General features: G+C 41.7%; 22 protein-coding genes. 17 read left to right on the top strand and 5 right to left on the bottom strand.

What is annotated here, in order from left to right; all coding sequences use genetic code 11:
- The first annotated feature begins 172 nt into the window (after nt 1-172).
- Nucleotides 173-943, top strand: coding sequence for a uroporphyrinogen-III C-methyltransferase (gene cobA / locus L4C33_RS10865; RefSeq protein ID WP_428812454.1), 771 nt, complete (start codon nt 173-175; stop codon nt 941-943).
- Nucleotides 944-1,032: 89 nt separating this feature from the next.
- Here the strand turns inward: cobA and L4C33_RS10860 are convergent, their stop codons facing one another.
- Complete coding sequence (locus L4C33_RS10860) at nt 1,033-1,473, bottom strand: DUF4174 domain-containing protein (protein ID WP_428812453.1); 441 nt, start codon at nt 1,471-1,473, stop codon at nt 1,033-1,035.
- A 190-nt stretch (nt 1,474-1,663) separates the two neighbouring features.
- Here L4C33_RS10860 and L4C33_RS10855 point away from each other — a divergent pair, with 190 nt between their 5' ends.
- From L4C33_RS10855 to L4C33_RS10800, 12 genes are all read left to right on the top strand, one after another.
- Nucleotides 1,664-2,137 (top strand): LabA-like NYN domain-containing protein, encoded by a 474-nt coding sequence (locus L4C33_RS10855; RefSeq protein WP_428812452.1) that lies wholly within the window; start codon nt 1,664-1,666, stop codon nt 2,135-2,137.
- A gap of 81 nt (nt 2,138-2,218) precedes the next feature.
- Nucleotides 2,219-2,884, top strand: coding sequence for a response regulator transcription factor (locus L4C33_RS10850; protein ID WP_428812451.1), 666 nt, complete (start codon nt 2,219-2,221; stop codon nt 2,882-2,884).
- The gene (locus tag L4C33_RS10845; RefSeq protein ID WP_428812450.1) at nt 2,884-4,260 is read left to right on the top strand and encodes a histidine kinase sensor domain-containing protein; all 1,377 of its coding nucleotides are present in this window, start codon (nt 2,884-2,886) and stop codon (nt 4,258-4,260) included. The genes L4C33_RS10850 and L4C33_RS10845 overlap by 1 nt, the downstream gene beginning before the upstream one ends.
- Nucleotides 4,261-4,556: 296 nt before the next feature.
- On the top strand, nt 4,557-6,650 hold the full coding sequence (locus L4C33_RS10840; RefSeq protein ID WP_428812449.1) for a TonB-dependent siderophore receptor: 2,094 nt from the start codon (nt 4,557-4,559) through the stop codon (nt 6,648-6,650).
- Between the two features lie 160 nt (nt 6,651-6,810).
- Nucleotides 6,811-7,578: a DUF3450 domain-containing protein gene (locus L4C33_RS10835; RefSeq protein ID WP_428812448.1), complete on the top strand. Its 768-nt coding sequence runs from the start codon at nt 6,811-6,813 to the stop codon at nt 7,576-7,578.
- A complete protein-coding gene (locus L4C33_RS10830; protein WP_428812456.1) occupies nt 7,578-8,948 on the top strand; it encodes a MotA/TolQ/ExbB proton channel family protein in 1,371 nt (456 codons plus the stop codon). Before L4C33_RS10835 ends, L4C33_RS10830 begins: the two co-directional genes overlap by 1 nt.
- 59 nt (nt 8,949-9,007) lie before the next feature.
- Nucleotides 9,008-9,526: a MotA/TolQ/ExbB proton channel family protein gene (locus L4C33_RS10825; RefSeq protein ID WP_428812455.1), complete on the top strand. Its 519-nt coding sequence runs from the start codon at nt 9,008-9,010 to the stop codon at nt 9,524-9,526.
- On the top strand, nt 9,523-9,927 hold the full coding sequence (locus L4C33_RS10820) for an ExbD/TolR family protein (RefSeq protein WP_428812447.1): 405 nt from the start codon (nt 9,523-9,525) through the stop codon (nt 9,925-9,927). The genes L4C33_RS10825 and L4C33_RS10820 overlap by 4 nt, the downstream gene beginning before the upstream one ends.
- Entirely contained in the window at nt 9,927-10,547 is a 621-nt protein-coding gene (locus L4C33_RS10815; RefSeq protein ID WP_428812446.1) for an energy transducer TonB, read from the top strand. The genes L4C33_RS10820 and L4C33_RS10815 overlap by 1 nt, the downstream gene beginning before the upstream one ends.
- Nucleotides 10,544-11,734: a tetratricopeptide repeat protein gene (locus L4C33_RS10810; RefSeq protein WP_428812445.1), complete on the top strand. Its 1,191-nt coding sequence runs from the start codon at nt 10,544-10,546 to the stop codon at nt 11,732-11,734. Before L4C33_RS10815 ends, L4C33_RS10810 begins: the two co-directional genes overlap by 4 nt.
- A 288-nt stretch (nt 11,735-12,022) precedes the next feature.
- Nucleotides 12,023-12,148, top strand: a complete 126-nt coding sequence (locus L4C33_RS10805) for a hypothetical protein (RefSeq protein WP_428812444.1) — start codon at nt 12,023-12,025, stop codon at nt 12,146-12,148.
- The gene (locus tag L4C33_RS10800; RefSeq protein ID WP_428812443.1) at nt 12,126-13,634 is read left to right on the top strand and encodes a sensor domain-containing diguanylate cyclase; all 1,509 of its coding nucleotides are present in this window, start codon (nt 12,126-12,128) and stop codon (nt 13,632-13,634) included. The genes L4C33_RS10805 and L4C33_RS10800 overlap by 23 nt, the downstream gene beginning before the upstream one ends.
- Here the strand turns inward: L4C33_RS10800 and L4C33_RS10795 are convergent.
- Both L4C33_RS10795 and L4C33_RS10790 read right to left on the bottom strand, forming a co-directional pair.
- Entirely contained in the window at nt 13,617-14,165 is a 549-nt protein-coding gene (locus tag L4C33_RS10795) for a hypothetical protein (protein ID WP_428812442.1), read from the bottom strand. The two genes, L4C33_RS10800 and L4C33_RS10795, sit on opposite strands and share 18 nt — an antisense overlap.
- Nucleotides 14,158-14,697, bottom strand: coding sequence for a YaeQ family protein (locus L4C33_RS10790; protein ID WP_428812441.1), 540 nt, complete (start codon nt 14,695-14,697; stop codon nt 14,158-14,160). Before L4C33_RS10790 ends, L4C33_RS10795 begins: the two co-directional genes overlap by 8 nt.
- 632 nt (nt 14,698-15,329) lie before the next feature.
- On the opposite strand from L4C33_RS10790, the gene L4C33_RS10785 reads away from it, so the two are divergent.
- From L4C33_RS10785 to L4C33_RS10770, 4 genes are all read left to right on the top strand, one after another.
- Nucleotides 15,330-15,632 (top strand): DUF1330 domain-containing protein, encoded by a 303-nt coding sequence (locus tag L4C33_RS10785; protein ID WP_428812440.1) that lies wholly within the window; start codon nt 15,330-15,332, stop codon nt 15,630-15,632.
- 118 nt (nt 15,633-15,750) lie between these two features.
- Nucleotides 15,751-16,164: a GFA family protein gene (locus L4C33_RS10780; RefSeq protein ID WP_428812439.1), complete on the top strand. Its 414-nt coding sequence runs from the start codon at nt 15,751-15,753 to the stop codon at nt 16,162-16,164.
- Between the two features lie 59 nt (nt 16,165-16,223).
- A complete protein-coding gene (locus L4C33_RS10775) occupies nt 16,224-16,559 on the top strand; it encodes a 5-carboxymethyl-2-hydroxymuconate Delta-isomerase (protein ID WP_428812438.1) in 336 nt (111 codons plus the stop codon).
- A 78-nt stretch (nt 16,560-16,637) separates the two neighbouring features.
- Nucleotides 16,638-17,168 carry a GNAT family N-acetyltransferase gene (locus tag L4C33_RS10770; protein ID WP_428812437.1) on the top strand — a complete coding sequence of 177 codons (531 nt, stop codon included), beginning with the start codon at nt 16,638-16,640 and terminating at the stop codon, nt 17,166-17,168.
- A gap of 168 nt (nt 17,169-17,336) precedes the next feature.
- Here the strand turns inward: L4C33_RS10770 and L4C33_RS10765 are convergent, their stop codons facing one another.
- Nucleotides 17,337-17,717, bottom strand: coding sequence for a DUF4345 family protein (locus L4C33_RS10765; protein ID WP_428812436.1), 381 nt, complete (start codon nt 17,715-17,717; stop codon nt 17,337-17,339).
- Nucleotides 17,718-17,748: 31 nt separating this feature from the next.
- A partial coding sequence (locus L4C33_RS10760) for a Rossmann-fold NAD(P)-binding domain-containing protein (protein ID WP_428812435.1) occupies nt 17,749-18,606 on the bottom strand: 858 nt, incomplete at its 5' end.

The raw sequence follows: 18,606 nt of genomic DNA, 5'->3' as shown, positions 1-18,606 counted from the left end.
ATACTTTCCCTAATCATGTGAATTAACAGTGAATTTTTTCTATTACAACTGATAGTCTAAGAGTAGGGATAATTGAGGCTCAGTTATTGGTGAAATATGAACTCCACCAGTAAATGTAGTCCCATATAGATTTAGAGCTCAAAGTGAATTGAGCCGATTTTTGGAGTACAGCATGTCAGAAGTGTCGCAATCGAATACAAAAGTAGTAAAAAGCGGATTCGTTTCATTAGTTGGTGCTGGTCCCGGTGACCCGGATCTATTAACGGTTAAAGGCGCGCGTGTTATTCAGCAAGCCGATGTCGTCGTTTATGACCGATTAGTATCTAAAGAGATCTTAGCGCTCGCTAATGAAGATGCGGAAATGATTTATGTTGGTAAGAAACTGGATTTCCACTTCGTACCTCAAGATAAAATCAATCAAGTTTTAGTCGATAAGGCGCTTGAAGGTAAACACGTTGCTCGACTGAAAGGAGGAGACTCTTTTATTTTTGGTCGTGGCGGTGAAGAATTAGAAGAGCTGGCTGAAAACGGTGTGAGATTTGAAGTGAYTCCAGGCATTACAGCTGCAGCTGGCGCGACTTCTTACGCTGGTATTCCATTGACTCATAGAGACCATGCTCAAAGTGTTCAGTTTATTACCGGACATTTGCAGAAAGATGGCCAAGAGATTGAGTGGTCATCGTTAGCGCAATCAAATAATACTTTAGTCTTTTACATGGGTCTAAAGCAAAGTCCGACGATTACAGGCAAGCTATTGGAAAATGGCTTATCACCTGATATCTCGTGTGCAATCATCGAAAATGGCACGCGACCAGAGCAAAGAGTCTTTCATGGGCGTTTAGCTGAATTACCTGAACTGGCTAAACAAGCTATTAGTCCTGCTCTAATTGTTGTGGGCAGCGTTACCTCGCTTCATGAAAAATTAGACTGGTTCAACAAGTAGCCTAATAAACAGAAAGCGTTGTTCAAGCTGAAATCGTTTAGCTGTCGAGTTATAGAAATCAAATTGGTAACGTGCAGCACATTGAGTACTTAAATATTGCAGCGGCTTTGTTGTCGCTGCATCTCTTGTTTTCTCATTGGCATTTCGTCTATCAATTTAGTGATTCCATTCCAATCGGTTTCCCCGTCCCAACGTAGCTTTTCCTCCCCATCTTTCCCTATCAAGATTGCCGTGTGTGAACCTTTAGGTATGTTATATACCGTGGATACATCTTTGATATTGAGTTCTTCGACCAACCAACCGGGTAAAGTGAAACCATCTTCAGCTATGACCATGATCATAATGTCGCGTTCTTCAAGCTGACAGTTATTAATCATTACGCCTTTTAAAAAGTCTTTCACCATTCCATCTTCACTGGGTGAAAAATATATAAGGCTCCGGTGTGGAAGATGTTTCCCGTATGCAGGGTAGGCATGGGCAGAGGTACAAAATAGACCCCATATCAATGCGGTAAGAATGAACCTGACCATATCTACCCCTCGCTATATCAATGTGTATATGTGAGATTTCGTATACATTAAGCATAGTTAAGTAGTTCAAATCGGGCTTTATTTATTCATTATCGGTAGTAAAAAGTCGTTAGGTTTTGTTGAATGATTCTCGCAATTGCTCAACGAATCGAATAGGGTAAGCAATCTTTCTTAAAGGCATGAGAAGCACATGGAAAAAATAGCAATTTTAGTCGACGTACAGAACGTCTATTACACGACAAGAGACAAATATCGCTCGAATTTCGACTACAACCAGTTTTGGTATATTGCGACGGAAGGTCGTGAGGTTATTGCTGCTAATGCTTACGCTATTTCTAGCCAGGATCCGAAACAGCGTCAATTCCACCACATACTTCGAGGTGTTGGCTTTAACGTTAAGCWCAAGCCCTTTATTCAACGCAGAGACGGCAGTGCGAAAGGAGATTGGGACGTTGGTATTGCCTTAGATGCTATCGAGCTAGCAGAACAAGCTGACAAAATTGTATTAGTTTCTGGTGATGGTGACTTTGAAATTTTAGTTGAGCGCATTAAAGAGCGATTCAATAAACCGGTTGAAGTTTACGGTGTGCCAGGCTTAACGGCACAAAACTTAATCGATTCTGCGTCAAAATTCATTCCAATTGAAAAAGACTTACTTTTATAGGGTCTATTTTATGAGAATTGGATTGAATTAATTACAACTGATAATTAAAATGCGAACCATTATTATTTAATGGTAAGTGCAATGTCCCGCGTATTAGTTGTAGATGATGATATCCAATTATGTGAACTGTTAAGTGAAGTCCTTGAAGAAGAGGGCTACCACGTAGACGCCGTTCATTGTGGTGAATCTGCTCTCGAATTCATTCAAAGTCATCCTGTCGATTTAGTATTACTTGATGTCATGCTCCCCAATTTAAACGGTTTGCAAGTCGCTCGACGAATCTGCCAACGGTTTGCGACACCGATTTTGATGCTAACGGCTTTGAGTGATGAAGACTCTATGCTTGATGGTTATCAGGCAGGGGCTGATCAATATATTGCGAAACCCTTTAAAGTCCCTGAGCTACTGACCCGAATTAAAGTGATCCTGCGCCGTGTCGGCCTTGAAAGACAAAGACAGTCTATAGCGAACACCAACCAGGGTTTGAATGAGCAACTTTCTAGGTTGCCTCTTACTGGGACTGAATCAGATCTACTCGATTATCTAATCAAAAATCATGGCATTGTAGTATCAAAAGCAGATCTTCAAGTCCAAGTTTTAAAAAAAGAGCTGTGCCCATTTGATCGAAATTTGGATATGCACATCAGCAACATTCGTAGAAAATTGGTTCAGGCTGGTCTTTCTAAGCAACATATCAAAACCGTGCGTGGAAAAGGTTACAGCTACATGGACGCGGTGGGAGCGTAATGAAACGTTACTTTTATTGTCCATCCTTTATTGCGAAAAGAAAGGATGGCTTGGCGTTTCAGTTATTTAGCTATTTCACCGTCATACTCGTTTCTATTCTTATCTTGCAGGGTTTGGCTGAAAAAGCCTTGATGAAAGCACTTTTAAAAGTCCCTGAAGAAGTAAGAATCGAAATGCTCGATTTAGCGCAGCAAGCGAATGTACTGATTGAAGAAGGGGACATGGATGAACTCGCTGATTGGGGAAATGCACAAGACTATTATTTGTTTGTACTCGATGAGGATAATCATTCGATAACACATCGAGATATGCACCCGCATTTTGAATTTAAGTTGCGTTATTTGAGAGATCTTGACCACCAGTTAAATGCTCGAGTAAATAAACCTATTTTTGGCATTAAGCTTGTTCAAGGCAATACACTGGTCATTCAACTGCCTCACCAAGTCCACCCTGCGCAATACTTCCCATTGTATTTCTCATTGATCAAAGCTTTGATTGCTTTGGTTATCTTAACTTTCTTCTCTTTGATCATTGCTCGGCGGTTACAACAACCTCTAGATAGGTTAAGAGAGGCGAGTCGAAGGCTCTCGCAAGGCGATTTCTCTGTCAGTGTAACGTCGGAACTAAATTCTAAAACACGTGAGTTTAATGAGCTCGCATGTGATTTTGATCATATGACCAATGAAATTCATATGTTGGCAGAAAAACAGCGTCGTTTGATCCGTGATGTTTCGCATGAGTTACGCACACCGCTCGCTCGTCAGAACCTAGCGTTACATTTATTAAGAAAGAAAATTTCGGTTAATGATCATTCCCTTTTGGATCGGCTAGAAACTGAAACCGAAGAAATGAATCATTTAGTTGGTGAAATCCTCGAATTTAGTCGCATAGAAAACTCTCGATATGATGCAAAGCTACAACTTGTCCAGTTGGATCACTATTGCTCGATACAAGTTGAGCAATATCAGACCGACTTAAAAAACGGACAAACATTGATCGCAGATCTTCCGGAGTTGACTGCACAGGTCAAAGCTGATGAAAGGTTGCTGCTAAGAGTGATTGGCAACTTGATCAGTAACGCCATTAAGTACGCTGGAGAGCAAGCCAATATTGTTGTATCCAGTTATGAGTACGACGAAGGTGAGAGCTTTAGTGTGATTGCGATTGAAGATAATGGAGCCGGAATACCGGAAGAACAGTTAGAGCGTATATTCGATCCGTTTACTCGCTTAGAGTCTGCAAGGGATAAGCAGTCTGGGGGGTATGGGCTTGGATTAGCCATTGTCAAAGAAGCGATGTTGATGATGAAAGGGCAAGTAAGAGCGGAAAACCGGAGTGAGGGTGGGCTTCGAGTCACTTTACTGTTTCCCAAGTAATGATCTATTACCTCAGTAAATACAGTTTTTAGAAAGCGCCGTTTGGCGCTTTTTTATTGCCTGATACCTTTCTAAGGTGCGTTAGGTTTTGTGTTACAGCGTATTGTTAGTTTACTGGTTAAGTCTTTACATAACTTTACGAATGCAAAGAATGTAAATTTAATGCAAATGGTAATGGTTATCACTTATATTCACCTCCGAAATAATTCAGTGGTACCGGAAACGGATTAGCAGAGAAGTATTCAGCATAGAGATTGAATTGCCTGCATAAAAAGAATAAGTCGGAGTAAAGGATAATGTTTTCAAAAAGCCCATTGGCTTTAGTGATTGGTGCAGTTTTAGCATCACCTGTAGCTTTAGCAGAAACAGTTAAAACTGATGAACATATGGTTGTTGAAGGTCGTGACTATGGCTATAAAGCTGACACGAATTCAACAGCGATGCGCATGGAGGCGACTCAATTAGAGACTCCGGGACAAGTATCGGTTATCGATGAACAAATCATTGATGAGCAACGAGCAAGCACGCTAGGTGACGTTTTACAAAATGACGCAAGTGTTAGTGCTGGTGGTACAAGCCGTAACCGTGAAAGATTCTCACTGCGTGGTTTCGAATTAAGCAGTTCAGATGGTTTCTTGCGTGATGGACATCAACACTGGTCTCATTACCGTCAACCAATTGAATTACTAGAACGTGTAGAAGTATTGAAAGGCCCATCAGGGTTACTTTACGGTAAGTCTGAGCCTGGTGGCCTAGTTAACATGGTGACTAAAAAGCCAACGACCAACACGCAAATGTCACTTAGCCAAGATGTTGGCTCTGATGATCACTACCGTACGACTGTCGATGTGAGTGGTTCACTAAACGAAGATGAAACACTTCGCGCTCGCACGATTCTGTCGAAAGAAACTTACGGTTCATACCGTTCATACGGTGACGGCACTGAACCAGAAACAGATCGTTTTGTTGGTGGACTATTCGTTGAATACGATATTAATGATCGCGTGATGGTTTCTGCACATTACGATAAGACAGAAGATCACGGTAGCGTAGATTCTGGTGCCTACATCGTGAATGGCAAACCTGTGCTTGGTGAAGATCATATTTGGGATGCTGAGTGGTCAAAAATCGAAAATGACGTAGAAAACTACGGCGTAGCGATTGATGCATTGATCACAGATACTATCGGATTAAAAGTAGGTTACAACCGCCAGAACTTCGAACGATTTGATGTAGAGTCTTACCCAAGTTTCTCTGACTATGAGGAAACAGGTCTGATTAAGCATTCTGGTAACGAGCGTTCTGATAAATGGGTATTCGATACAGCTTATGTTGATGTAACTAAAGACTTCGAACTACTTGGTACAGAGAATACATTATTAGTGGGTGGTAACTGGTTAGGTTACTCTTACGACCGTCACCAAACTTACTATAACTCAGTTTCAAAAGCGCCAAACGAAACGGTTGGTAAGCCAGGTTACTCAGGTAAAGTAAAAGAGTCTCAGTCAGAGTACGAAACTTACGGTATGTACCTTCAGAACATGATGACGATTAACGAGCAATGGCAGGTGCTTGCTGGTTTACGTTTTGATGAGAAGAAGACCGATGAGCTTACAGAAAACCAGGTGTCTCCTAAATTAGGCGTTATCTATCACCCAGCAGAAAATGGTTCAGTCTACGTGCAATACTCTGAGAGCTTCATGCCTCAAGGTGTGGTTAGCGGTGACCAATACACAAATGACGGTGAAGAGTTAGATGCTGAGCGCGGTGTATCTTACGAAATGGGTACTAAATGGGAGCTGTTTGATGAGCGCTTGTTCCTAAGTGGTGCAGTTTTCGATATTACCAAAGAGAACATCACTCTTGATGTTGAAACGGGTGTCGATGCAAATGGCGATACTCTTTACAACAGAACGCAAGGTGGTGAGCAGCAACACCGTGGTGTTGAGTTCGTTGCTCAAGGTTTCGTTACTGAAAAGTTCTCGCTAAGTGCTTCAACGATGTACTTAGATGCTGAAATCACGAAAGATGATACTTACCAAGGTAACAAACCTGCGGATGTGCCAGAGTTGTCTGCAAGCCTTTGGTCTACTTACAACGTGATTGAAAGTACAGATGTGAACTTTGGTCTAATCTACGAAGGTGAGCGTTACGGCGATGCTGCCAATACCTTTAAGAAAGACGGTTACACTCGTTTCGATATGGGTGCATCTTATACGCATAAGTACAACGAAGACTTAGACATTGTTGCTCGTTTCAATATTGAAAACCTATTTGATACTGAATACCTAGCGGGTGGCGGTTCAACAAGTAGCCAATACGATGGTGCAACCAATGTAGTTATTGGCGAAGGTCGCAACTACATGGCTACACTACAAGTTAAGTACTAAGCCTTAAAATTAAGTACACTATGGGGAAGACTCGGTCTTCCCCATTCGTGTTTCTTCCATATATAAGACAGAAATATATAAAATAGATGGACTTTATTGATAATGAGAGTATTTATCAATAAACTTCATTTGAAACTTTCTCACGTAATTGACGGCAACTATGAACCTTCTAAAAACTAGCCTTGCATTCATCATCGGCTCCTTAGCAACGTCTGCGACAGCCAATAGCTTAGATCAAGCTCAAGCTATCCAAAACAAAACCAATACAGCGTCGGCTTCAAGCCAGAAAACCATCAACAAGAGTGCGGAAGCGACTCTGACTTTGAAGGCTGAAATCGAACAGTTACAAGAAGAAGTGAAGAATTTAGAAATTTATCACGATCATTTAGCTGCTCTGGTCGCTAGCCAAAATAAAGAAGCAGACAACTTCGAAACACAAATTGAAGAGATTAAGTATACACGCCAAGGTGTGGTGCCTTTGATGTATCAAATGATTGATGGTTTACAGAGTATTGTTGAATCAGATGCTCCAATTAAGTTTGAACAGCGCCAACAGCGTGTAGAGAAACTTGAGACCATGATGACTCGTGCAGATGTCAGTGATGCCGAGAAGTATCGCCGTATTTTAGAGGCATACCAAATTGAAATGGATTACGGAACAAAACTCGGTGTTTATCAAGGTCGTATGTCACTCAGTGAGTCCCAAACGATTGAAGCTGACATTTTACATCTTGGCCGAGTTTCGCTGGTTGCACGTAATTTAAATGGTAATAAATATTGGGCGTGGAATAAAAAAGTAGCGCAATGGCAACTGCTCGATAGTTCATTGAAAGCTGACCTAGACAAAGCCTATGACATTGCGAGTCAGCAAATCGCACCAAGCCTAATTACACTCCCTGTTTCATTGAATATCGCAGAGGCTAAATAATRAACTTCAAATCTTTAGCCACTTTATTTTGTGCAGCGAGCCTATCTTTCTCCATTAATGCAGCTGATTCATCAGAGTTCGTATCAACAGCAAAATTAGAAAACAAAGCACAGCAACAGCATAATGTTGCCCGTGAGTCTGGTTTTAAACAGACTGAAAAGGCACTGAAAGAGCAAAAGGCTGTTTTAGAGGCAAAACGTCGCCAGCTTCAACAGCAAACAGATACCTTAACTAAAACCTTTAGCGAGAATGAAAACAAGTTAGCTCGTTTGGAAGAAAAGTTACGTCTAGAAACCGGAAGCTTAGGTGAGTTATTTGGTGTAGTTCGCCAAAATGCCAAAGAATTAGGAAACGAACTTCATACGTCTGTTAGCAGCGCTGATCGTGGTCAATATACTTCAGTCGTTGACCAAATCATTGATGCTAAGTCTTTGCCATCAATGCCACAGTTAACAGCTTTATGGCAGAGTATGGTTGATCAAATTGAAGCGAGTGGTGAACTTAGCGAAACTAGCATTCAGTTTATTGATGGTGAAGGGGAAACTAACACCGTTCAGGCGCTACGCTTAGGTTCATTAGGCTTAATTACCGACGCTGGTTACGTCAATTGGAATGCTAAACGTAGTGACGCAGTCGCTTACATTAAGCAACCGGAAAATGGCCCAACGATTGAGAGCTTAGCAGAGCTTAAAACTGGTGAACTTACAAACATCGTGCTTGACCCATCTCGTGGGATCATGCTTGAACAACTGGCTAATACGCCAAGCTTGAAAGATCGATTACAAGCAGGTGGTGTCGTCGGTAAAGTCATTTTAGGCTTATTGGCGGTAGGTTTACTTATCTCGCTATTTCGCGGTGTGTCATTAGCTATCTCTCGTCAGAAAATTCGTTCTCAGTTAAAGAATCCCACTCAGCCTGGTAATAACCCATTAGGCCGTGTTCTAGCTGTCTACAACAAAGAACAAAATCGAACAGTTGAAGCATTGGAGTTACGTTTACTTGAAGCTGTTGTAGATGAACAGACTCACCTTGAAAAAGGCCTATCAATGCTGAAGTTGTTAGCTGCTTTAGCTCCTATGTTAGGCTTACTGGGTACTGTGACAGGTATGATCGAAACCTTTCAGGTGATCACTCAATTTGGTAATGGTGACCCTAAAGTGATGGCTGGTGGTATTTCGATGGCATTGGTTACAACCGTTCTTGGTTTAGTCGCTGCGATGCCACTATTGTTTGCTCACAACATATTGAGCACGCAGGCTGAAAACATTCGTAATATTCTTGAAAAGCAAGGTATTGGACTGATCGCTGAGCAAGCGGAAAAAGACAGCCAGCCAAAGCCTACAGTAGCATCTGTCGGGACAGCAGCGTAATGAGTACTTTGGCGTCAGAGGCGCTAGTACCCATTTCATTATTTGAACCTGAGTCGATAATGAGTCACTGGCTGATGTCCCTTAATCAGTTTATGGAACAAGGTGGCTTTGTTTTATGGTGGCTGGCTGCCGTTGTTCTTGTGTATTGGTTTCTTGTGGTTGAACGAGTGTTGTATTTGTCGTTTTACTACCCTAAGCAAAGAGACTTTTGGATTTCACAATGGCATGTTCGTAGCGATCACTCTTCATGGCATGCGAGAGCGATCCGAGATGGCTGGTTAGGGCAAGCCAATATGGCACTTAATCAAAACCTAAACTTTATTAAGCTTTTGGTCGCTATTTGTCCAATGCTAGGCTTGCTTGGTACGGTAACTGGCATGATTTCAGTGTTTGACGTGATGGCGAACCAAGGCAGTAGTAACCCTAAGCTTATGGCTTCTGGTATCTCGTTAGCGACATTACCAACCATGGCGGGAATGGTCGCAGCGCTAGCGGGAATGTTTGTGCATGCTCGCTTAGCCAAAAAATGTAATTTATTAGAAATGAAATTAGAAAAATCGTTAAGGAGTCAGCAATGAGACTCGGCAGAAGACATAGCAAGAACGAAGAAGCACAAATTGATTTAACGTCTATGCTAGATATCGTATTCATCATGTTGATTTTCTTTATTGTCACTAGCTCGTTTGTTCGAGAGTCTGGTGTTGAAGTTAATCGACCGCAAGCGTCGAATGTAGTAAGTCAGAAAGATGCGGGTATTTTTGTCGCGATCACATCAGCAAATGATATCTACATAGATAAACGCATGATCGACGTTGAACGTGTGCAGGCAACACTTGAGCACTTGCTTTTAGAGCAGCCAGACGCTTCATTAGTTATCCAAGCGGATGAGCATGCATACAACGGAACGGTTGTTAAAGTTATGGATGCCGCCAAAGGTGCAGGTGTTAAGAATATTGCTTTGGCTGCGGAGAAACGTTGATGATTCGTTTTCTGTTGGCATTACCACTCGCAGGGGCATTAGGGCTAGCTCTATTCTCCTTTATGGCGTGGATGGTGGATAATGGTCACAATAGAGCGCCAGAAAGCAGCGAGTCTCTTAGTTTCAATATGGTGATGGTTGAAGCTGAGCAAGAAGTTCAGCGACGTCAGCGCTCTGTACCAGAACAGCCTGAAACACCAGAGCCACCACCCGAGGCGAAGGTTTCTCAATCTAAAGCAGAAGTAACACCTCTTACTCCAATGACTTCATTACCTTCATTAGGATTAGATACGTCAATTGATGGCCTAGCTATCAATGCGCCGACTTTTTCTGATTTTGGTTCGAATCAGCAAGCTATGCCATTGTATCGAGTTGAACCTCGCTACCCGGCGAAAGCGCTAAAACGTGGTGCAGAAGGCTTTGTCATCATGCAGTTTACGATTGATCCGACGGGCAGGCCGACCGATGTCAAAGTTCTTGAAGCGAGCCCAAGAAGAATGTTTGAACGAGAAGCGGTCAGGGCTCTTAAAAAGTGGAAGTATCAACCAAAAGTGATTGAAGGGCGTGCAGTTGCTCAGGTGAGTCAAACGGTGAAATTGGAGTTCAAATTAGCAAAATGATCAAACAGATATTGATTCGTGTATTTTCAATTTGGCTTTTGTTCTCTGCGTGTATTGGAGCCACTAATGCGAGTGAGCTTAGCCAGTACACAGCAGTAAGAGTGCAAAAAGCACATCAACTTGCTCAAGAAGAGAAAGTGACAGAGGCGATTAAAGCACTCGAACAGCTTGAGCCGTCTCGTGATTATGACAAAGCTTTTGTGGCTCGCATGTTGGGTGTCTTTTATTGGCAAAATGACCAAATAGATCATGCGATTGAACAGCTAACTTATGCCGTAGATAGTGGCCTACTGATGGACGAGCAAGCGTGGATCACTCAGCGTATGCTTGCCGATGTATTATTGAACGAGCAGAGGTTTTCAAATGCTTTGCCTCACTATTATTTGTTAGTAAAAAGTGTGCCAGAGACTCAAAAAGAAGATGAACTATGGATGCGAATAGCGCAATCGGAGTACCAATTAGAGAATTGGAAAAATACGCTTAGTGCGCTTACGCAGTATGACACCTTTAGGCACCCAGACGCTTTGCCTCCTTTATCGTTAAAGTTAGGTGCTCAGCTTCAGTTAAAGCATTGGAAAGGGGCGATCCCAACCTTAGAAAAGTTAATTGCTCTTCAGCCGGATAAAGCTAATTGGTGGCGACAACTCGTAGGCCTGGAATTACGCCTTAAGCGTGATAAGTCTGCACTTGCGACGTTAGCTTTAGCGAAACAGCAAGGTGTTGAACTGACACAAACTGACCGAAGATTGTTGGCGCAATTGTATGCTAAACGTGGGATCCCAGAACGAGCGGCACAAGAGATCAGTGAGTTAGATGAGGCGACAACAGACGTTCAATTACTCGCTGAACAGGCTACATATTGGCAGTTAGCTAAAGAATGGGACAAATCAATCGTCGTTTGGTCGCAAGCGTCGAAACTGAATAAAAAATATCATTGGAACGTGGCTCAACTTATGGTTCAAGAAGGGCATTATCAAGATGCGCTAACTGAACTCGATAAAGTGAAGTCTAAGCATAAACAGCCTGACGTTGCGCTGGTGAGGGTGAGAGCGTTATACAAGCTTAACCAGTTGGAAGGGGCTTTAATTCAAGCGAAGCGAGCTGATAACCTTAAAGCATCAACTGAAGCTAAAGGGTGGATCAAATACTTAACGCAGCTTAGAGCTGCCACTGCAACTCAAAGCTAACCCTTTTGTAAGCCAAATCAATGATTAGAAAGCCCAGCCAAGTGTTGGGCTTTGTTCTGTATAACGGACTGTCATTTACACAATATGTACAACTAAGGTTTATTGTTACAAAGCAGGCTTGGTGCGATAGTTATTGTCATGGAAAATATAAATAGTGATTATTATTTATAAATGTTATCTTTCACGCACTTTTTGGGTTACGCAATAAACTTCATGAATCGGATTCTTTTTGTTCTAAATGTTGATGTTATTTCATCTATATCTGTCTCATTTGCGRGAAATTTAACCATGACCGTTTGGCCTTGGAATAAAACAGACGACACTAATGAATCTGGTGCAGTTAGCCAAAAACAATATCAAAGTATCCGTGTAAATGAAGCGTGTGGTGATCGTGTCTATTTCACTATGGAATAATATCCGACGCCGCTTCAGCTTATCGCAGCTGCTCGTAATTACTCACATGCTGTTGGTTGTGTGGTTAGTGGGCTCTCTCAGCTATACCCGTTACCTAAGTGAATGGCATCGGGGGGTTGAGTCTGAAGTTCGAGTCGCTAAAGCGTCTATGCAGGCTACGATAAAAGAGCTTTCTAAATCTGTATCTCAACAGAATTATATGGCTGCAGCGACTTCAGAAGCGCTAGAGTCATACAATGAAATAGATAACCTATTGTATTTTGAAGTGAATGCTCTTTTCGCTAGTGACAGCAGCTTTAAGGTTGCTTGGGTGGAAGGGGTTGATGATGTTTGGGATATTGAAGCCTCTTTCAAAGACACCGAGATACTAGATAAACAAATTAAGGAACTGAGTGTAACGCGCGCTACTGCATCTGATTCAGAGGTGCCCAGTATTGACGAGTCTATCGAGTCATTGACCGATAAAAAAAATGAAGTTCTTAATCACGTCCACCTACAAAACTTATTTGGCAGTATTTACTATCTCCCGGATTTTTCTGAACATGATTATGTTCTGAACACAGAATCCTGCTTACTTTACATTAAACTGCCACTGCGAGGGGACACCGAAGGGTTTGCTTGGGCAGTGTTCGATGCCACTCATTTAGTTACATTCAAAATTGACGCTCTCAGGTTGATCGTGAGAGAAGCGATTATTGCGGTACTATTTTCAATAGCACTTATCTTTTGGGCTGCGCGACGCATTATTCAGCCGATCCATAGGCTGGCACAGAGTATGGAAGGCGACATAGATTCAATTGATGTGGAAAACATCCCTGAACGAGACAGAAGCGATGAGCTTGGTCAGTTAGCTAAGTGTTACGCTTCATTAATTAAGCGAATTCAGAGTCAAATGCATGGCCTGAGAAGGCAGTCGTTGTTTGATATTTTGACTGGTGTTTACTCACGTTTTGCCTACGAAACTCAAGCTATCTTGGCCTTAGAGCACGCGCGTAGTAACAATCGTTGGTTTGGGTTGATCGTTATTGATATCGATAATTTCAAAGCTTATAACGATTACTATGGTCATGCTCAGGGAGATGAAGCACTTCAAGCTGTTGCTAAAGCACTAAGAGCCAGCATTAACCCTCACTCTGACAAAGTGTACCGTTATGGTGGTGAAGAGTTTGTAGTTGTCTGTGAAAAGTCTTCTTCGACATCGGTTTCTATGCTGGCAGAGCTGCTTAGAAAAAATGTATGGTTAGAAAAGATAGCACACCCAAATAATACAGGTTTAGGTTACGTCACTTGTTCGGTTGGCATTTCAATCACAGAATGTACAGATACAGAACCGAGCCTAAAATCTTTGTTCAAAAAAGCTGATTTTGCACTTTATCAAGCGAAGCAGAGTGGCCGAAACAGAGTTGTAACAGCATCCGCCACTATGTGTGATTCTTCTAATACAACGGACTTTAAGAAAAGGTATGAATCAGAATCTGTTGAGTAGTTTTTTTAACGTAGAAAATAGAGAGTTCGACTGACGACGACCGGATTCAAATACTTTGAATCCTGCATAATAACTTTCTAAGAATTGAGTTCTCTGTACATCAATATTTAAGGCTTGGTTTCTACTTATAAGTTCAGAAGTAGCGTGCGCATGATCGTTGGCCAAGCTAAAGTCCATCCCTAAACGACCCTGGATGTAAAGCCACAGGTGAGTTACAAAGCTTAGGCTTTCACTTTGTGTATATTTGAATTTGCTTAGGTGCTCTTTTCCCACAGCGTCACTAATTACATTTTGCATCGCGATACTATCTTCTGATGCTGACTCAAAGCTTGTGGTATTCTCTATATGAAGCTTGGTAAGAAGGCCTAATAGAATTTGACGTTCCGAATGCTCAGGTTTGTTTGCACAAGCATTTTTGAAAAAAACGTGATTGTTCTTTAGGAACCCTTGATATTCATCAGAATAATTTTGGCAAATTAAGCTGGTATCATTGATGCCAGCTTCGATTAAACAGGCCTCTAGGCTAGTCATTTTCTTGTAACTCTTCCCAAGTAACTTCACACGATTGTGTATCACTGTTAATGAAAGCAGAATTGCCACTCAACATTACAGATAGGTCCATAGTACGCTGGATCATTGAAGCCATTTGTTCAATGCCATCATTGTCTAAGCGAGTCACTGAAGCTTTTAGGAAGCCAAACTTCCCTTTATTCTGTTCCCACCAAACGTTTGACTTCGTATTGAAGCTATAAACTTTAACGGATTTTGCTAGTCGAGTAGCCTTCTTGATACGTTCAGGATCCGGTTCGCCGACATCGATCCATTGTTCAATCTGGTCATCTAAGGTCTTCAACCATAAATCTGGTTCTTCAATAGAAGATAGTCCTTTAGTGAATTGTAATTCCTGTGAGGCATTCATACAAAACGCAACCATACGAGCCATCATACGTTGATCGTTCTCTGATGGGTGTTGTGCGATAGTAAGGTTAAATGAATCATAGTAATCGCGATTCATGTCAGTAAGTGAAATGCGAAACTTATAGATGGTAGGTTTTAGAGCCATGTAATGTAAGGGTTCCAATAGGATGAGGTGTACTATAGGTGTACCAATGAGTTTTTTGAATTCACAGCCTATAGATAAGTTGCGCCTAGTATAAACGAAGTAGAGCAGTTAGCTAGCAAGATGAGACTTTTGGTACATGCTTGGTGCTAGCCATTTTGCTAGTTCTCTATTTTTACCCCAGCTAAAGAGTTTTTGCTGGTTTCTTGTCGTATTAATATTATTTTTCTACTGTTGCCATGAGGTATTTTTCGGTTCAAACGTATGACGATTCTAGCTGTCAGTTATAGTGGTATTCATCATAAACATGCTTTATTCCTTGGTTCTTAATTGAGAACTTACGGAATCGATCATCACTAGAAGAGTTTGGTCCTTATATCTCTGGAATCGAGTTAACGTTAAACAAAAGACAAATCAGTTATTGTTATTGCTTTCCCAACCATAAGAAGCTTGTTCAAAAAGAAACGATCGATCTCCGAGTACTGGGGATTGTAAATTGATTCGGTACGCATGGCATTTTAACTATGCGTTGGTTTTAGTGATTAAGGTGTAGGGCTGAAGCGCGGGTATTACGTTCTGCATGTATTAACAAGACGTTAAGTGCCACTCAGGCGTATAGCATTGGAGACTATGTAATGTATGAGTTTTTAGTAGGACTAGAAGTATCAAACAATGATGTTTATTCGAAGTATCGTGCAGCCATGAAACCGATCCTGGCATCTTATTGTGGGGGATTTGGGTTCGACTTCGTTGTTTCTGAGGTACTGCGATCTGAGGTTGATGTGCCTATAAATCGAGTTTTTACGATTAACTTTCCAAGTCAATCAGCGGCAGAGAGTTTTTTCCTTGATGATGAATACTTGAAAGTAAAAGCTCAGTACTTTGATGCTTCTGTTGTAAATACCACCATCATTTCAAGTTATCAAAAAGACAATTAACAAAGCGCTTAGGACTGAGTAGCAGACACTTGGTACTTTAAATTAAGTGTTTTGAGTGGTGGGGCTGTTAGTGTTAGCTACTATTAAGTTTACACACATTGCAAAGCTTGGAGGACCTATGAAAGGTAAAGGAAAGTGCCTATGTGGCTCGGTTAAGTTGGAAGTAGAGTATGCCAGTAACGAGTTGGCGGCCTGTCATTGTAGTATGTGTAGAAATTGGTCTGGCGGCCCAATGTTAGCCATTGATTGCGCCGATTCAGTTAAAATATCAGGTGAATCAAATGTTGTTAGGTATCAGTCGTCAGAGTGGGCAGAAAGAGGTTTCTGCGGTAAATGTGGTACGCACTTATTTTACTTTTTAGTGCCAAATAATCAGTATCACCTTCCTGTTGGGTTATTGATGTCGGAAGGTGACTACAAACTAACTCATCAAATATTCATTGATGAAAAACCCGAATATTACGAATTTCAAAACGAAACACAAAACATGACTGGTGCGGAAGTTTTTGCCCACTTTGAAAGTGAAGAGTAAACCGCTAACAAGCGATTAAGAGTGCCGCCAAACGTGGCGTTACATTTAAGGAGTATGTCTTGCCGCACTGTATTATTGAGCATTCATCATCTATCGAATCGGCAGACTTGAACCAGAAAGTGTTTTTGGGTGCTTTAGAGTCGAATTTATTTGAGCCAGATGGTGGTGATATAAAGGTTAGAAGTATTGCATATGAAAACTATCAAACAGGTACGGTTAAAGAAGATTTCATTCACGTAACTTTGCGTATTCTTTCTGGTCGTAATGATGAAGATAAATTGCTTTTGTCTAATAGTGTCATGTTTCAGCTGATATCAGTTCCGTTAGTTGGTGCTTCTTTAACTGTAGAAGTCGTGGATATAGACAGAAACAGTTATAGCAAACAGGTAGTGTAAATATTACAAGGCGTTTAAGCTTGTCAAAATTGAGTGGCAGATCTGATCGTCACTTAGTTTGGCCGTTAGGTAACTAAAATGAAAGTATCAATAGAGTTAGTTTCACTTAAAGATGTAGATGCACTTTTAGAGTTTGAACTAGATAATCGGTCTTGGTTTGAGCAGCATGTCCCACCGCGCGATGAAGCTTTCTATACGCAGCTTGGTGTTAAGGAGCAGATATCTAAATTCCTGGAGTTGCATGCTGCTGATGAGATGTACCCTCTGTTGATTCGAACAGACTCCAATGAAATCTGCGGTAGGATTAATATTCATCGCGTCGAATCTGAAAGTCGTTTTGGTGAATTGGGTTATCGCATTGGTAAGTCATTTATTTCGAAGGGTGTTGCGTCTTCAGCTGTTGATATGTTAATTCCATACTTGGCTTCTGAGTCTAAATTAGCTTCATTAAAAGCAATTGTCCTTAAGAACAATGTAGGCTCAAGTAAAGTTCTTGAGCGAAACGGTTTCAGTAAAGTTAAAGATATACCAAACTATGCAAAACTTAATGGTGAACTAAAAGACGCTGTAGTGTACGCGCGAACGTTACCCCAACAAATTGCTGAATAAGGGTTGTGTATAGTGGCACCTTCAACCTTGATTGTTAGGGGGTTAGCGCATTACTTTGGGATAAGTGCTAGTTACCGGGCATTTAGCAGAACGCTTCATTTCTATCCGAAACAAAGACAGCCTTGCGTAACAAAGCTGTCTTAATATCCCTTGTTCAAAGGCGGCGCCTCAATAAAACCCTCCATTCTTCATATGGCTGAACAATAATATGCCCGCAATCACCAACTCCAAAAGCAACGGTGGAATCACCGTTTTATCGACCCCATCAAAAATAAGCCCCACGACTCGACCAATGGCAACAGCGATTAGAACAATTGCAACGAAGAAATAACCTTCCGTGTCACCGGATGTTAACCCAAGTACCAGAATGGTTACGCTGGCAAGAAATAAACCGCCCATGACAGAGCGAATAGTATTAAGCCCTGCTTTGCCCACTGGCTCTACTGAGAAATTAGTGGCCATCTTTTGTGGCGCAAACATAGACATGATGCCGAGACCACTGAGCATTAAAGTCGCTAATCCAACAAGAATTTGTAATGTGATGTCCATAATGGTTCTCCTTTAATTTTAGAATCTTGATTTACGAAAATTGTTGAATCGCTTGGCGGGCATTATCTTGAGCGACGGCATTACCAAATAAAGGCTCAATGGTGAGTTGGTCCACTACAGGACCAGTAGGTGAACCACTGCGGCTTGCGTAGAAATGTCCACTCTCAAATCTTGGGTCAAACAGCCCGTCAAGGTAGCGTTTTGCTCCTTTTTCAACACTATGCATCATGCCAAGCAGTGGCATGAAAAGACCTCCCACATATTTAAAGAACAGCTTTTTGAGGAAAGGCAAGTCGTCCATGCCGTTAGTGCCTGTTGTCCCACCCGGACTCATGGTTACAAAGCGAAGATGCGGATGTTGCCTAGGCATAGATGCCATCCATAGAGCGCCAGTAAGTTTTATTGTTCCGTATACATCGAGAGGGTCAGCTTTTGAGCCAAACTTGCTGCCATTGGCTATTGAAGCGAATTCTTCGATAGAGGAGGTTTCTAGTTCAGGTTTAGCCACACCCATTTTGGGTATTCCTCTAGCCGTTTCTGAGCCAGCGTAAAGGATGGTTGAGGTGACGAGTTGACGTTTGATTAACTCTTCAACGAGCACTACATGCCCCAACACGTTAGAAGCAAATATGTTGGTTACACCATCATCGGTTAGTTTGTGTGGCGTCCGCCCGCCGGTGCCACCTGCATTTAAAACCACAGCATCAACGGGTGATTTAAGCTTCGCTACAGCGTTGCGTACAGATGTGGAGTTAGACGCATCGAGAATTAATATTTCAAAGATGTTCCGCCCTGTGGTTTCTATAAGGTTGCTTTTTGCGTCGTTTGCTTTTGCTAAATTTCGGCAACCAAGATAAATCTTATTAATGCCTTCATGTAGTGCTAACTG

This window comes from Vibrio makurazakiensis, from assembly GCF_050337375.1.
Classification (GTDB): Bacteria; Pseudomonadota; Gammaproteobacteria; order Enterobacterales; family Vibrionaceae; genus Vibrio; species Vibrio makurazakiensis.
The sequence above is the reverse complement of the archived record's forward strand: the minus strand, read 5'-3'. Positions and strand labels throughout refer to the sequence as shown.

Bases quoted from the DNA above. Each gene is read 5' to 3' on its own strand.
- L4C33_RS10860 (WP_428812453.1), bottom strand. From the start codon at position 1,473: ATGGTCAGGTTCATTCTTACCGCATTGATATGGGGTCTATTTTGTACC.
- L4C33_RS10825 (WP_428812455.1), top strand. From the start codon at position 9,008: ATGAGTCACTGGCTGATGTCCCTTAATCAGTTTATGGAACAAGGTGGC.
- L4C33_RS10835 (WP_428812448.1), top strand. From the start codon at position 6,811: ATGAACCTTCTAAAAACTAGCCTTGCATTCATCATCGGCTCCTTAGCA.
- L4C33_RS10850 (WP_428812451.1), top strand. From the start codon at position 2,219: ATGTCCCGCGTATTAGTTGTAGATGATGATATCCAATTATGTGAACTG.
- L4C33_RS10840 (WP_428812449.1), top strand. From the start codon at position 4,557: ATGTTTTCAAAAAGCCCATTGGCTTTAGTGATTGGTGCAGTTTTAGCA.
- L4C33_RS10785 (WP_428812440.1), top strand. From the start codon at position 15,330: ATGTATGAGTTTTTAGTAGGACTAGAAGTATCAAACAATGATGTTTAT.
- L4C33_RS10820 (WP_428812447.1), top strand. From the start codon at position 9,523: ATGAGACTCGGCAGAAGACATAGCAAGAACGAAGAAGCACAAATTGAT.
- L4C33_RS10805 (WP_428812444.1), top strand. From the start codon at position 12,023: ATGACCGTTTGGCCTTGGAATAAAACAGACGACACTAATGAATCTGGT.
- L4C33_RS10765 (WP_428812436.1), bottom strand. From the start codon at position 17,717: ATGGACATCACATTACAAATTCTTGTTGGATTAGCGACTTTAATGCTC.
- L4C33_RS10845 (WP_428812450.1), top strand. From the start codon at position 2,884: ATGAAACGTTACTTTTATTGTCCATCCTTTATTGCGAAAAGAAAGGAT.
- L4C33_RS10790 (WP_428812441.1), bottom strand. From the start codon at position 14,697: ATGGCTCTAAAACCTACCATCTATAAGTTTCGCATTTCACTTACTGAC.
- L4C33_RS10795 (WP_428812442.1), bottom strand. From the start codon at position 14,165: ATGACTAGCCTAGAGGCCTGTTTAATCGAAGCTGGCATCAATGATACC.
- L4C33_RS10780 (WP_428812439.1), top strand. From the start codon at position 15,751: ATGAAAGGTAAAGGAAAGTGCCTATGTGGCTCGGTTAAGTTGGAAGTA.
- L4C33_RS10815 (WP_428812446.1), top strand. From the start codon at position 9,927: ATGATTCGTTTTCTGTTGGCATTACCACTCGCAGGGGCATTAGGGCTA.
- L4C33_RS10770 (WP_428812437.1), top strand. From the start codon at position 16,638: ATGAAAGTATCAATAGAGTTAGTTTCACTTAAAGATGTAGATGCACTT.
- L4C33_RS10810 (WP_428812445.1), top strand. From the start codon at position 10,544: ATGATCAAACAGATATTGATTCGTGTATTTTCAATTTGGCTTTTGTTC.